This is a genomic window from Amycolatopsis samaneae (assembly GCF_039541975.1).
GTDB lineage: Bacteria > Actinomycetota > Actinomycetes > Mycobacteriales > Pseudonocardiaceae > Amycolatopsis > Amycolatopsis samaneae.
The window spans coordinates 23945-37325 of record NZ_BAABHG010000017.1 but is presented as its reverse complement, the minus strand read 5'-3'; the positions used below and the strand labels follow the sequence as shown (position 1 = coordinate 37325).

The following is a 13381-nucleotide window of genomic DNA, read 5'->3' as shown; positions in this document are numbered from 1 at the left end:
GCTTGAACGGAGATCTCGCCCAATCACGCGAGATCTCCGTTCAAGCACGCCGGATCTCCGTTTCGTGTGTCAGTTGCCCGCCACGACGCTGAGCTTGCTGACCGCGCGACGCCCGGTGATGGAGCCGTCGGGGGCCGGGGCGCCGTAGCTGACGTCGACGCCGCGTTCCCGCGCGGCGCGGACGATGCCGGGCACGGCGCGTTCGGCCAGCGCGGCGATGGTCATCGCCGGGTTGACCGTCAGCGCCCCCGGCACCGACGCGCTGTCGGTGACGAAGATGCCCGGGTGCTCACGCAGTTCGTGGTTCGGGTGCAGGGCGGAGGTCGCCGGGTCGTCGCCGATCCGGCAGGAGGCCAGCGGGTGCACGGTGTAGGCGCCGACGACGTCGTTGGTCCACGGGGCGACCTTCGCGATGCCGTCCTTCTCCATGATCTCCTTGCACTCCGCGTCCGCGAGCGCCCAGCCGCGCCGGGTGTTCGGGGTCGGGTCGTACCGCAGCGGGCCACGGCCGAGCATCTGCTGCGAGATGCGGTAGGCGTTCCCGGTGGGCGGCGGGGTACCGAACACGCCCTCGTTGTCGTCCTCGGTCATCAGGAAGATGGTGAGCCACGACGCCCACTGCTTGAGCATCTCCTTCTTCTGCACCCCGAACCAGCGTGGTTCGTCCCCGCCGGGCACTTGCGCCAGGATGGTGCCCAGCCCCGGCGGGAAGTACAGCTGCTCCAGGGAGTACCGCTCGTATTCGGGCAGCGATCCGTCGAGCCGGTCCCAGTTCGCCACGGTCGGGCCCTTGCCGATGTGGTTGGCCGCGTACGCCAGGCCGTTCTCCCTGGCGAGGCCGAGTACTTCGCGCGCCCGGTCCTCGTCGATGATCGCGGTGTTCAGGCGTTCGCCGTTGCCGGAGAAGTACCGCCCGACCGCGTGCGGCATGGTGCCCAGCGCGGCCTCCGAGCGCTGGAGGATCACCGGGGTCGCGCCCGCGCCGGCGGCGATGATGACGATCTTCGCGTCGATCGCGCCGGTGCCGGTGTGCACCCGGTAGTCGACGTCGTCGAGGACGGTGAAGTGCACGCGGTAGCCGCCGTCCTCGGTGCGTTCCAGCTTCTGCACCTCGTGCAGCGGCCGGATCTTCGCGCCGTGCGAGAGCGCCGCGGGCAGGTAGTTCGTCAGCATCGACCGCTTCGCGTCGAACTTGCAGCCCGCCATCATGAAGTTGCAGTTCACGCACCGGTCGTTGTCCACCGCCACCGGCGCCGGGTTCGCGGTACGCCCGGAGTGGTGACAGGCCGCGGCCCAGAGCCCGCCGGCGTAGGACACGTCGTCCCAGTCCTGTGTGGACACCGGGATCGACTCGGAAACCCGGTCGTACCAAGGTTCCAGGGTGTCGCGGGACAGCACCGATGGCCACATCCGGCGCCCGATGCTGCCGTGGCGCTCGAACACGAACCGCGGCGCGCGCGGCATCGCGGCGAAGTACACCACGCTGCCGCCGCCGACGCAGTTGCCGCCGAGCACGCTCATGCCGTCGCCGACGACGAAGTCGAACGCGCGGGTGTAGGACGAGCCGAGCAGGTAGTCGTGCTCGACCTCGTCGGCGGCCAGCCACGGCCCGCGTTCCAGCACGGTGACCTTCGCCCCGCCCGCGGCGAGGTGGTAGGCGGGGATCGAGCCGCCGAAACCGCTGCCGACGATGACGACGTCGGTCTTCTCGATCGCGCTCACGCTGGGCTCCCTGAAGGCGTCGTGTCGGGGTGGACCTCGGCCAGCTTGCGGCCGTAGGAGAACTTGGGGAACCGCCAGAACCCGTCGGGGTCCGGCTCGCGGTAGCCCAGCGCCAGCAGGCCGGGGTGACCGGCGCGGATCGCGTCGGCGGTGTGCAGGTGCGCGGCGCTGTCGAAGGCCATGTTGCAGAACAGCGAAAGGCTCACCCAGCCGTCCTTCTCCGGATGGCCGGGGGCAGTCAGCTGCCGCACCAGCGCGGTCCGGTGCGCGAACGGGAGCGCCACGAACGGCGGCACGTCGTCGTCGAGCACCAGGTCGTGCTCGCCCGCGTACGACTTGGCGTGGTCGTTGAGCGACTGGGCCAGATAGGGCAGCCCCACGGTCACGCCGGTCGCCTCGGTGTGCAGCAGTTCGAGCGCCCCGGCCTCGACCGCGCCGGGCCCCGCCGAGGCACCGGCGATCGCGCGGTCGGTCTCGGACCGCTTCTCCCCGGGGACAATGGTGTCCGCGTAGGCCTCCAAGGTCAGTACCTTGACGCGTTCCTCGTCGATCGCTGGTGACACCGGCCTACCTCCTTCGTCGAAAACGGGACGGCGCTTCCCCACCGTCCACAGTGGATTTACGCGGCACGCGGCCGGGTTTCCTCGTCGGACCGCCCCACCCTGGCGTCCACCGTCATCGGCAGGCCGCCCCGCACCCGCAGCGACAGCATCGCCTCGGGCACGACCTGGTAGCCGGGCACCTTGCGCAGCCGCAGATCCCGGGAGGCCATGGCGAGGACGAACACCGCCTCCATGACGCCGAGGCTGTTGCCGATGCAGAAGCGCGGCCCCGCACCGAACGGGATGTAGGCGTACCGCGGCCTGCCCGCCGGGTTGTCCGGGTCGAACCGTCCCGGATCGAACCGCTCCGGATCGGTCCAGAACTCCGGGTGCCGGTGCAGGGTGTAGGGCACCACGACGACGTCGGATCCGGCGGGCACGTGGTAGCCGCCGATCTCGTCGTCGCCCTGCGCGACGCGCGGCAGCAGCCACACCGGCGGGTAGAGCCGCATGACCTCCTCGACGACCATCGTGGTGTAGCGCAGCTTCCGCAGGTCCTCGTGCCCCGGCAGCCGGTCGCCCAGCACCTCGACGGCCTCGGCGTGCAGCCGCTCGCCGACCTCGGGGTGCTCGTCGATCAGGTGGAACGCCCAGCCCAGCGTGCTCGCCGTGGTCTCGTGCCCGGCCAGCAGCAGGGTGATCAGCTCGTCCCGCATCCGTTCCCTGGCGCCGTCGACGTCGTCACCCGCCGAGGCGATGAGCCGCGACAGCACGTCCTCGCCGCCCTCGACCGGGTCCGCCAGCCGCTTTTCGACGAGTTCGTCGGCGATCCGGCGCAGGTCGTCGCGCGCGGAGCGGAACCGCAGCTGCTTGGGCAGCGGCGCCCACTCCGGCACCATGCTCAGGGTGACGGCCTCGAACATCGCCTGGTCCTGCACGGCCTCGAACGAGTGCCCGAGTGTCTCGTAGCCGCCGAGCTCCGCGTCGAGCAGCGTCTTGCCGAGCACGCCGAGCGTCAGCCCGGTCATCTCGTGCAGGATCTCGACCGGGCCACGGTGCGCCGCCAGCCGCCTGACCAGTCCGTCCACTTCGGACGCCACGATCGCGGCCTGGCGCGAGATCCGCTTGGGCTGGAACACCGGCTGGATCGTCCGGCGCTGCGCGCGCCAGGTCTCCCCGTCACTGGTGAGCAGCCCGTCGCCGAGCGCGCGCCTGGCCTCCTGGAGACCGATTCCCTTGTGGTAGTTGGCACTGTTGTCCGCGAGGACGTGCTTGGCCAGCTCCGGGTGGTTCACCAGGTACATCGCCTTCGGACCGATCGCGATCCGGACGACGTCGCCGTAGCCTTCCGCCGACTCCGACATGAGCGCGAGCCGGTCGGTGAACAGCTGGGCGAGCAGCTTGACCGTCTTCCGCCGAGGGGGCCCGGGCGGCGCGGAGCGCGCCGTCCGGGCCGATACCGATTGGCTGCTCATGCGGCGATGGCCCCGGATCCGGTGTCGGGCTTGCTCTCGGCGGGCCGGAGCTGCGTGGTGGTGGCCAGCTCCCGCTGCTCGGCCTCGAACTTCAGCCGCGCCTTGTTCGAGAAGTGCAGGCCCCACAGGAACAACCCGCGGATCAGGCACACCGACGCGGTGGCGAGGAACAGGCCGTAGGCGACGTGCACGGACATGAAGAACCCGTAGGCCAGCGCCACGCCGGAACCGAACAGGATCTGCGAGGAGGGCTTCGACGGGGTCGTGCCGGGGTCGCTGACCATGTAGTTCGTGTAGAGCACGAACGCGACGCCGGTCATCATGCCGAGCGCGCCGGGGATCGCGGTGTCGAAGATGACGCCACGCAGGATCGCCTGCAGCGCGAAGGTGATCACCCACGCGCCGATCAGCCACATCCGCTGGGTCAGCATCGCGTTGAGCACCGTGCCGGAGACGATGATGATGCCCACGATCAGCCAGCCGATCCAGGTGTCCACCTTCTCGGTGAAGTGGTACGGCGGGGCGATGCTCGCCCACGGGAAGACCAGCAGGATGATCGTGATGCCGAAGTTCGACGGGTTCATGTAGTGCCGGAACCGGCCGCGCACCGGCGCCTGCAGGATCCACTTCGCGCCGACCGCGACCACCACGCCGAACACCATGACCAGCCACTGGTCGTTGACGTAGGTGAGCATGTTCAGCGCGAGCCCGGTGATGTGGGCGGGGAGCAGGAACTCCGCGAGCCCCTTGAAGCCGTTGCCCTTGAACCGGACGGGCCGGTTCTGCGCGTTCGCGCCGATGATCTCGAGGACGATCTCCGTGGTGTACGCGGTCGCCAGCGCGATGAACGGGTACAGCCACGGCTGCTCGAAACCGAGCAGGGTGTAGCCGACGATGTTGAACACGCTGATCGAGATCGCGAACCGGCGGAGCGCGATGACGACCTTGTTCGTGTGCCTCGGCGGAGCCGCCGCCGCGGTTGTCTGGGCCATGACCGTCACATTCCTTCCTGGATGGCCTGGGTGCCGAGCTGGATCATGTGACAGCCGGGCTCCAGCTTGAGGTCCTGCTGCCGGAGCTGGCCGGTGCGGTCCCGCCACTGCAGGTGCACGTTCAGCGGGCCGGACACGGTCTCGCCGAGTCCGAAGTGGACCTGGTGGCTGCGCCGGCCGGAGTGGCCGCTGCCGCCGTCCACGCGGTCGATGTACTTCTTGCCGTCGGCGGTGGTCACGGTGACCTCGGCGCCGATCGCCGGGGTGCCCGGCGCGGGCAGCGGGCCCGCCGACTTGGCCGCGTCGGTGGTCAGCTCCAGCTCCAGGAACTTCCCCGGCTTCTGGCTGACGTTGTGGTAGTAGACCGGGGCCTCCCACTGCCGCGCCACCGCGAAGTCAAGCAGCCCGCTGCCGTCCGGGTCGCCGACCGCGATACCGCGGGTCGGCACCGGGACCGCCAGCCCCAGCTTCGGGGCGAGGTCGACATAGCGACCCTCCGGGCTCTTGGCGAAGAAGTGCAGCGTCTGGTCACCGCCGATGTCGTCGCCGGCACGGAGGTTCGGCCACCAGAACGGATTGGACAGCAGACCGTCGTGCGAGGTGGCCAGTTCCTGCAGCTGCGGCCACCGGTTGACCTGGCCCTTGACGAACCCGGTCGCCTGGGTGATCACCGAGTCGCCGCTGTTGTTGTAGTCGGCGATCTTCACGTCCCAGCCCCAGCCGGACCACGCCGTCCCCGCCTCGGCGCTGCGGTCGGTCCACGGCGCCTCGCCCTGCCGCAGCTTCGCCCGCAGGTCCGCGGTGTCCTTGGCGGTGTTCATGAACTGGAAGTTGCTCTCCTCGATGCCCCACGAGGTGGTGATGTTGGAGACGTACATGTCGTAGAGGCCGTCGTGGTTCAGGTCGGCGAAGTCGACGCCCATACCCTTGAACGAGTCGTTGCCGATCACCTTGGACTTCGGGTCGGCGATCCCGCGGACACCGTTGACCTCGGCGAACTCGACGTGGCCAGGCGTGGACTTGTTGTACAGCATGCGGTCGTGGCCGAAGTCGTTGCCGATGTAGAGCTCGGGCAGCCCGTCACCGTCCACGTCCGTCGCGCTCGCCGCGAGCGACCAGCCCATCTGCAATGCCTCGGGGATGGCCTTGGGCTCGTGCGCGAAGGTGGCCGTCGGCTTCGCGCCCGCCGAGGCGCCGGTGAAGCGGAAGATGTGCTTCCCGCCGCTGTTGGGCGCGTGCGACATCGACTGGTTCATCTGCACGCCGCCTTCGGCGTTCGGGTCGAGCACGGCGCTGTCGGGGAAGTAGTTCCCGATGAAGATGTCCTGGTGCCCGTCCCCGTCGAAGTCGCCGACGGTCGCGGCGTTGGTGTTCCACTTCGGACCGTTGTAGGTGCCGTCCTTCGCCCGGTTGTCCCCCGGCAGCAGCTCGACCGGCGCGTACGCGGTGGCGTCGAACCTCGTCGCGTCCGCCTTGGCCAGGAACACCACCGGCGTGCGGCCCCAGTAGTAGACCATCAGGTCGGTGCGGCCGTCCTCGTTGAAGTCACCCGCGACACACCCCATCGGCGCGACGTTCGGGTTCGTCGGCAGCGGCGCCACGTCCAGCGCGAACGGCGCGTACCGCTGGCCCGAGGTCGGCACCGGCGTCACCACCACCTGGTCACTGCGCGGATCGACCAGGCAGAGATCCTTCGGCTTCCCGGTCCCGCTCAGGTCCGCCATGGCGATGCCCGCGCCGACCGAGGAGATCCATGCCCGGATGTGCTCGTAGGTCTTGTTCACCGGCCGGATCGACTGCTGCTTCGGCGCGGGCGGCAGCGCGATCGACATCGGCTGGAAGGCGTACTTCGACGCCATCGTGTCCTGCTCCGCGGCGGAGACGCTGGGCAGCCTGGCGACCATGAACAGGCCCAGTACCAGCACCAGCGCCACGATGCCCGCCAGCTGCCTGCGCAGCCAGCCCAAGGTCGCGGTCATTTCTCCACACCTCCGTGTGCCAACACCGTTTCGGCGATCTCCTGCCGCCACGTTTCGAACGCCGGGAGCTCACGGTCGACCACCACGGCCGGCCGGACCTCCTGCGTGATCGCCGCCGCGCGCGTGGCGGGCAGCCCGCAGATCGCCGTCGTGGCGACCTCGGTTTCGGGGATGAGCAGGCCCGCGCGGACCCGGGCCTCCGCGGCGAACGCGCTGCCCTGCGCGAGCCTGCCGCGGTGCGGGCCCGCGAACTCGGCCAGCTTCCGCAGTTCGTCCGCGTCGACCCCGCACGCGTAGGTCGAGGCCAGGCCGACGCCCGCGTACAGGTCGCCGTGCCGCTCCGGCGCGAACCCGGCGATCGTCTCGGTCACCAGGTCGACGTCGGTGCCGCAGATGAACCACAGCGCCCGTCCGATGCCCTGGTCGATCGCGCGGAGCGCGTAGCCGCTCCGTGCCTTGTCCGGCCAGGGAAATCCCTGCTCCTGGTACTGCTGCCGGACGTACCTGTCGGTCCTGAAGTAGGCCTGGTGGAAGCCGTAGCCGTCGAGCACGAGCCAGCGCAGCAGCGGGTCGAAGTCCGCGGGCGAGGGCCAGCGGAAGCGCGGCAGCCGCGCCATCGCCCAGCCGACACCGACGTAGATGATGTAGTCGTGCTTTTCACCAGGGCCGTCGAGGAAACCGGTGATGTGCGAACGACCGCCGCCGGGCAGGCCGTCGAGCATCCCGTATCCCATTCCCGCGCCCTCGTAGGCGAATCCGCGGAACTGTTCGGGAATCCGTTCGAGCCATTCCTCGGCCTGCTCGAAGGAGCGTGCCTCGACCGCGTGCGCGTAGCCGAGAAGAAACTTCTCCCCGACCGTCTCCAGCAGTTCCTGAGCGGCTGGGCTCTTCTTGTGGAAACCTCGCTTGTCCAGCGTGGTCTCCGAGACGTCCGGAGTCAGGATGCGGCGTCTTAACGCGCGCCAACCATTGCCCAACGCACTCTCCCCCTTACGGGTAGAATAAGTCGTCCGTGCATTTCTACAGGTCAGATTCACATATTCGGTGACCGTCCGGCTACCTCCGGAGTTGCGCCCGGTGTCTCCTCCGTTGCGCAACCGGACCGGCGCGGTCAGCCCGCCCTGCGGTGTTCCCCGGCACCGAACCCGGCGCGGATCCGTTCCCGCCACACCTCGTACGGCGGTTCGGGCGCGGCCAGGTCCGGCGCGACCTCCGTCCGGTCGGCCAGCTCGACCGCGGCCTCCACGGTGAGGTCGGTGAGCGCCCCGGCCGCGGCGTGGGTGTGCCTTGGCACGAAAGAGGAAAAGGTGCGTGCCTTGACCGCGAACACCGCACCGAGCGCCAGCTCGGCGTGGTGCGGCCCGGAGGACCGGCGCAGTTCGGCCAGCCCGGCCCGGTCACAGCCCCCGGCGAAGGTCGCGGCGAGGCCGACGCCGCTCCACAGGTCCGCTTGCCGCTGCTCGGGAAAGCGCTTCACCGCCTCGGCGACGGCCCGCGGGTCGCCCCCGTTGATGAACCACAGTGCCCGGCCGACGCCCTGGTCGAAGGCGCGCGGGAAGTAGTCGGGCCTGCCCGCCCACGGATAGGGTTCCGGCTCGGCCCGCTCGTCCACCCAGCGGCGGGTGTCGAAATAGGCGCGGTCGAACCCGTAGCCGTCCACGGCGAGCCAGCTCATCGTCGGGTGATAGGGCACTTCCGACAGTTCCGGGAGGATGTTCTTCCACAACGGCCTCGGCAGCCTCGCCATCGCGAACCCGATCCCGATGTAGGTTAGGAAGATATGCGGTTTCCCCGGCCCTTCCAGCAGTTCCCGGGTTCTGTTCCGGCCGCCGCCCGGCATCGCGTCGAGGATGCTGCACCCCATGGTCGCACCCTCGTAGGCGAATCCGCGCTGTTCCGGTTCCACCAGTTCCAGCCGCCGCTCGAGTTCCCACAGCGACGCGCCCTCGATGGCCCATTCGAATCCGCACACCACCGCCTGGGGGACGGCCTCGAGCTTCACGGTGGCCGCGGACGGCGTCACCGGGAAACCCCGCTCGGCGAACCCGACGGAGGCCAGGGACGGTGCGAGCATCTTCTTGCGCAGCACACCGAACAGTGTCGACATATTTTGTCCTTTGTGGATGGTCGAAGGTCAGGCGACCGCACGCAGGTACGGCCGCTGCGGGGAGGTCATCCGGCTGACCAGCGGGGCGGGCTTCGCCGCGAGCGTGATGGCGATGGGCGGATCGGTCGCCAGTGGCGCCCGCATGCCGAGGCCGACGCGCACCCGTTCGTGCGGGCGCACCGCCACCCGGCTGCCCAGCGTGCCGATCGAGAAGCTCGCCGCCGAGGTGCCGGGGGAATGCGCGGCGACCGCCATGACGGTCCACTCCCCGTCCGGGACCCCGTGGATGGTGAGCTCTCCCGAACGGGCGTTGGCCATGCCACCGAACGCCACCGGGCCGCTCTGCGGGATGGCGTCGGCGAAGACCCCGACCAGGACGTCCGCCGGCGCCGAACCACGCGGCATCTCGACGCGCGCGGTGATCGTGCCGGTGCCCGCCCGCAACGAGGCGCAGCTGTGCCCCGCGCCGCGCAGCGCGGGCAGCGAAGGCAGCCGCTGGAAGTGCGGGGCGATGGCGACGAGCACCTCGCCGACCTCCGGGTCCCGGTACTGGGTCGGGGTCATCCCGACCGCGCGGGCGAAGCGGCTGGTGAACGTCCCGACACTGCTGTAGCCGACACTGCAGACGATGTCCGACACCGTCAGGGACGTCGTCAGCAGAAGCCGTTTGGCCTCGAACAACCGGACCGCGGTCAGGAACCGCCCCGGCGTCACCCCGGTCGCCCTGCTGAAGATCCGCGAAAAGTGGAACGGGCTGACGAATACTTCCGCGGCGAGGCCGGTGAGGGTGATCGGATCGTAGTACCGCGCGTGCATCGACGAAATCGCCTGGAGCACAGCGGGCGGGACCGGCTGGGCGGGCGACGAAAGCAGAGCGCCGGAAGCCGGCCGGTCGAGCAGGTCACCGTCCATCGTGGACGCGATCGGTCGTAACACCACCATGAGTCCAACCTCGAATTCCTCGCTGACTCTCTTTTCCTGACCGCCAGCCAAGACTCCGCTGATTGCAGCCCGGTCGACGGCCGATCGAGGATCGATCGGCCCCGGCTGGGCGGATATGCGTTCCGCACACCGGCTCGTGTGTTCCTCAGTGGCCGCACCGGTGAACCGCACGGCCCGCCCCGCGCGGTTCGCAGCGGCGGAGCCAGGGTTTCGGTTGGGAAGATCCGGTACCCGGCGACATCCGGTGAGCGGTTTTTCACCCTCCGTCGTACCGGACCGGCTCCCGACGAGGATCCGAGTCCGCAGGTCGGGGCCACCCCGGCGAGGGTCAATATCCGATCCTGCGGACTCGCCTTCGGTAGCCACCAGTGCCGGACACCTCGGAAACCGGGAGAAACACATACGCACCGGGGCGGAACACACGCGCACCCCGATGGACCGCTCACTGGCCCGGGACGGGGCACTCTGTCACATTCGAAGCCACGGCCCGTGTTCTGGCGTTCGTCGCCGCGGACCGCACTGGGGATCACAAGCGGTACCGACTGGAGGCGTAGTGATGTACTCCGACAGCAACCTATCGGACGGACTCACCGGCGCCCTCGACCGGGCCACGGCGCCCGCACCGGAGGACGAGGTCCGGTTCACGCTGCTGGGCCCGCTCGAGGTGCGGCGCGGCGGCGTCGACTACGCACCGAGCACACCGAAGATCCTGCAGCTGCTCGCCATGCTGGTGACCCAGCCGGGCAAGATGGTGCACACCGATTCCCTCATCGAGGAGCTGTGGGCCAGCAGCCCCCCGCGCAGCGTCCGCGCCACCCTGCACACCTACATCTACCACCTGCGCCGGTGCATCATCCAGCACGGCCTCGCCGCCGACGGGGAGGACCTGCTGGTCAGGAAGCCGCCGGGCTACATCCTCCGCATCGATCCCGCGCAGCTCGACGTCCATGCCTTCGCCCGGTTACAGCAGCAGGGCAGGGAAGCGCAGCGGGCGAACCGGCACGCCGAAGCCGCGCGCGCCTACCGCGCCGCGCTGGACCTGTGGTCCGGGCCCCCGCTCGCGAACATCCACTGTGGACCGGTGCTGTCCGCCTACACCGTGGACCTGCTGGAACAACGGCGCAGCACCCTGCGCATGCGGATCGAGGCGGAGATCAACAGTGGCAAGCACCTGGAGCTGATCGGCGAGCTCCGTTCCCTCACCTCGGGCAACCCGCTCGACGAGGCGTTGCACGGGCAGCTGATGCGGGCGCTCGGGCGCAGCGGCCGCCGTTCCGACGCGATGGTGGTCTACCGGCGCCTGCGCGCCAAGCTGACCGACGAACTGGGGGTGGAACCCTGCGACGAACTGCAAGTACTGCACCGGAACCTGTTGTCCGAAGGCGAGCCCGCGACATGACACGTCTACGCCGGCCCGCCCTGCCCGTCGAAAAACCTGGTGTACCAAGAGAAAAAGTGAGGATCGTAGGATGACCACTCGTACTTACGGCCAGTTCTGCGGCTTGGCTCGCGCACTCGAGCTCATCGGGGAGCGCTGGTCCCTGCTCGTGGTACGCGATCTCGTCCTCGGCCCGAAGCGCTTCACCGAACTGCAGCAGGGCCTGCCGAAGATCCCGGAGAGCATTCTTTCGTCGCGGCTCAACGAACTGGAGAAGACCGGCGTCATCCGCCGCCGCGTCCTGCCCCAGCTCGACGCCGGAGTCGTCTACGAACTCACCGAATACGGCTCCGAACTCGACCAAATCGTCCTCGACCTCGGACTCTGGGGAGCACGCTCCCTCGGCCACCCCGGACCCGACCAGATCCTCACGCTCGACTCCGCCATCCTCTCCCTCTACACCACCTTCAACCCCGACAACGCCACCGGCGTCCACATCACCTACGAGTTGCGGTACGACGACTCGATGGTCGTGCACGCGCTGGTCGACGACGGTGCGCTGAAGGCGGGTGAAGGCGCCCACGCCGGCGCGGACCTCGTCATCGAGTCGCGCGGCCCGGCGCTGTTCGAAATCCTCACGCGACAGCTCACGCCGCAGGAGGCCGTCCGGAGCGGGCGGGTCCGGATCGAGGGCGAACCGCAGCACCTGGAACTGTTCGGCAAGCTGTTCCACGTCCCGCTGGCTCCCGAGCCGTCGGAGGGCCTGACGGTCCGCTGATCCCGCGCAGGCCTGGCACCGCGCGGGGCGGCCACTCCGCGCGGTGCTACTCGAAGCGGGACGCGTCTCCGGCGCCGTAGCGCACGATCTCCGCCTCGCCGGAGGAGAAGTCGACCACCGTGGTGGGCTCCACCCCGCAGTCCCCGGAGTCGAGCACCGCGTCGAGGGAGTGATCGAGCAGTTCCTTGATCTCCCACCCCTGGGTCAGCGGCTCACCGGCGTCGGGCAGCAGGAGCGTGCTGGAGAGCAGGGGCTCGCCCAGCTCGGCGAGCAGTGCCTGGGTGACGACGTGGTCGGGGATGCGCACGCCGACCGTTTTCTTCTTCTCGTGCATCAGCCGCCGCGGGACCTCCTTGGTGGCGGGCAGGATGAACGTGTACCGGCCGGGGGTGGCCGCCTTGATCGCGCGGAACACCGTGTTGTCCACGTGCACGAACTGGCCCAGCTGCGCGAAGTCCTGGCACACCAGCGTGAAGTGGTGCCGGTGGTCCAGCTTCCTGATGGCCCGGATCCGGTCGATCCCGTCCCGGTTGCCGAGCCGGCAGCCGAGCGCGAAGCAGGAGTCGGTCGGGTACGCGATGAGCCCTTCGGACCGGAGGACGTCCACGACCTGCCCGAGCGCGCGACGCTGCGGGTTCTCGGGATGGATGTCGAAGTACTTCGCCATCACCGAAGCCTAGCGGGCGCGGCGCCGGCCCGCCGCGTCGCGGGACCCGGGGAATCCCGTGTGGACGCCCGGGGCCGCGCGTCTCCCATCGTGCGCACTTCGGTCGCTTCCCCGCACTCCGGTGCGAACCCGGCGCACAATCACACCGGGGAACCGGCGTCGCCAGGCGCCAGTCGGCGGGAGGAAAAGACATGACGTTGTCGGAGATCGTCCACGCGGGGACGGTGGCCGGGCGGGAACGGTCCCGGCTGATCCCGGCCTCCGCCTACACGTTCGAAGGCACCGAAGGCCGCGTCCGGCTCGGCGACCTGTTCGCCGGGCACCGCCAGCTGATCGTCTACCACACGATGCCCGACCGGATCCGGCACGCGAACCCGCCGGACGAGGTCGCCGACCGCCTCGCGCGGCTGCGCAGGCGCGACTCGCGGCTGGTCCTGGTTTCCTCGGCGCCGTCCGCGAAAATCGAGCAGTACCGCCGTTACCTCGGCCGGAGCCTGCCCTGCTACTCGGTCACCGACCGCGGCTTCGGCTCGGACTTCCCCGCCACCACGGGCGTGCCCGCGGACGGGGGCGACGACGAGATCCCGGGCCTCAGCGTGTTCCACCGTATCGGGAGGACCGTGCTGCACACCGGCTCGATCGGCATTCCCGGGCTGGACTTCCTCGTGCGGGCGCTCAGCGTCCTCACGCCCGCCGGAACCCTTCAGTGCGGCTAGGCCACCCGTGCTTCCCCCACGGTCGTTCGCAGGTGGGCGAAACAGCGTAACGGGCGTGCGCCGACCGGTCGCGGGCAAGTCGG

At 69.6% G+C, this 13381-nt stretch carries 12 protein-coding genes; 3 read left to right on the top strand and 9 right to left on the bottom strand.

Features of this window, described 5'->3' with window-relative positions:
- Positions 1 to 69: 69 nt before the first annotated feature.
- The 8 genes from ABD987_RS35735 to ABD987_RS35700 form a co-directional block, all read right to left on the bottom strand.
- Positions 70 to 1722, bottom strand: a complete 1653-nt coding sequence (locus tag ABD987_RS35735; RefSeq protein WP_345404732.1) for a GMC family oxidoreductase N-terminal domain-containing protein — start codon at positions 1720 to 1722, stop codon at positions 70 to 72.
- Positions 1719 to 2285, bottom strand: a complete 567-nt coding sequence (locus tag ABD987_RS35730; protein ID WP_345404729.1) for a DUF5987 family protein — start codon at positions 2283 to 2285, stop codon at positions 1719 to 1721. The genes ABD987_RS35735 and ABD987_RS35730 overlap by 4 nt, the downstream gene beginning before the upstream one ends.
- Positions 2286 to 2341: 56 nt before the next feature.
- The gene (locus ABD987_RS35725; RefSeq protein ID WP_345404726.1) at positions 2342 to 3739 is read right to left on the bottom strand and encodes a cytochrome P450; all 1398 of its coding nucleotides are present in this window, start codon (positions 3737 to 3739) and stop codon (positions 2342 to 2344) included.
- Positions 3736 to 4731 carry an enediyne biosynthesis protein gene (locus ABD987_RS35720; protein ID WP_345404723.1) on the bottom strand — a complete coding sequence of 332 codons (996 nt, stop codon included), beginning with the start codon at positions 4729 to 4731 and terminating at the stop codon, positions 3736 to 3738. The genes ABD987_RS35725 and ABD987_RS35720 overlap by 4 nt, the downstream gene beginning before the upstream one ends.
- Before the next feature lie 5 nt (positions 4732 to 4736).
- Positions 4737 to 6710, bottom strand: coding sequence for a CRTAC1 family protein (locus ABD987_RS35715; protein ID WP_345404720.1), 1974 nt, complete (start codon positions 6708 to 6710; stop codon positions 4737 to 4739).
- A complete protein-coding gene (locus ABD987_RS35710; protein WP_378214331.1) occupies positions 6707 to 7654 on the bottom strand; it encodes a DUF1702 family protein in 948 nt (315 codons plus the stop codon). Before ABD987_RS35710 ends, ABD987_RS35715 begins: the two co-directional genes overlap by 4 nt.
- A gap of 167 nt (positions 7655 to 7821) precedes the next feature.
- A complete protein-coding gene (locus tag ABD987_RS35705) occupies positions 7822 to 8817 on the bottom strand; it encodes a DUF1702 family protein (protein WP_345404714.1) in 996 nt (331 codons plus the stop codon).
- Between the two features lie 27 nt (positions 8818 to 8844).
- Positions 8845 to 9756, bottom strand: coding sequence for a helix-turn-helix domain-containing protein (locus ABD987_RS35700; protein ID WP_378214332.1), 912 nt, complete (start codon positions 9754 to 9756; stop codon positions 8845 to 8847).
- A 559-nt stretch (positions 9757 to 10315) separates the two neighbouring features.
- Here ABD987_RS35700 and ABD987_RS35695 point away from each other — a divergent pair.
- Both ABD987_RS35695 and ABD987_RS35690 read left to right on the top strand, forming a co-directional pair.
- Positions 10316 to 11158, top strand: a complete 843-nt coding sequence (locus tag ABD987_RS35695; RefSeq protein WP_345404712.1) for an AfsR/SARP family transcriptional regulator — start codon at positions 10316 to 10318, stop codon at positions 11156 to 11158.
- Between the two features lie 70 nt (positions 11159 to 11228).
- Positions 11229 to 11915 carry a winged helix-turn-helix transcriptional regulator gene (locus ABD987_RS35690; RefSeq protein ID WP_345404709.1) on the top strand — a complete coding sequence of 229 codons (687 nt, stop codon included), beginning with the start codon at positions 11229 to 11231 and terminating at the stop codon, positions 11913 to 11915.
- Positions 11916 to 11961: 46 nt separating this feature from the next.
- Here ABD987_RS35690 and ABD987_RS35685 read toward each other — a convergent pair whose 3' ends face one another.
- On the bottom strand, positions 11962 to 12582 hold the full coding sequence (locus ABD987_RS35685; protein WP_345404706.1) for an L-threonylcarbamoyladenylate synthase: 621 nt from the start codon (positions 12580 to 12582) through the stop codon (positions 11962 to 11964).
- Positions 12583 to 12773: 191 nt separating this feature from the next.
- Between ABD987_RS35685 and ABD987_RS35680 the strand changes: the two genes are divergently transcribed.
- Entirely contained in the window at positions 12774 to 13298 is a 525-nt protein-coding gene (locus tag ABD987_RS35680; RefSeq protein WP_345404703.1) for a DUF899 family protein, read from the top strand.
- Positions 13299 to 13381 lie beyond the last annotated feature (83 nt).

Bases quoted from the DNA above. Each gene is read 5' to 3' on its own strand.
- ABD987_RS35715 (WP_345404720.1), bottom strand. From the start codon at position 6,710: ATGACCGCGACCTTGGGCTGGCTGCGCAGGCAGCTGGCGGGCATCGTG.
- ABD987_RS35705 (WP_345404714.1), bottom strand. From the start codon at position 8,817: ATGTCGACACTGTTCGGTGTGCTGCGCAAGAAGATGCTCGCACCGTCC.
- ABD987_RS35720 (WP_345404723.1), bottom strand. From the start codon at position 4,731: ATGGCCCAGACAACCGCGGCGGCGGCTCCGCCGAGGCACACGAACAAG.
- ABD987_RS35680 (WP_345404703.1), top strand. From the start codon at position 12,774: ATGACGTTGTCGGAGATCGTCCACGCGGGGACGGTGGCCGGGCGGGAA.
- ABD987_RS35725 (WP_345404726.1), bottom strand. From the start codon at position 3,739: ATGAGCAGCCAATCGGTATCGGCCCGGACGGCGCGCTCCGCGCCGCCC.
- ABD987_RS35690 (WP_345404709.1), top strand. From the start codon at position 11,229: ATGACCACTCGTACTTACGGCCAGTTCTGCGGCTTGGCTCGCGCACTC.
- ABD987_RS35695 (WP_345404712.1), top strand. From the start codon at position 10,316: ATGTACTCCGACAGCAACCTATCGGACGGACTCACCGGCGCCCTCGAC.
- ABD987_RS35685 (WP_345404706.1), bottom strand. From the start codon at position 12,582: ATGGCGAAGTACTTCGACATCCATCCCGAGAACCCGCAGCGTCGCGCG.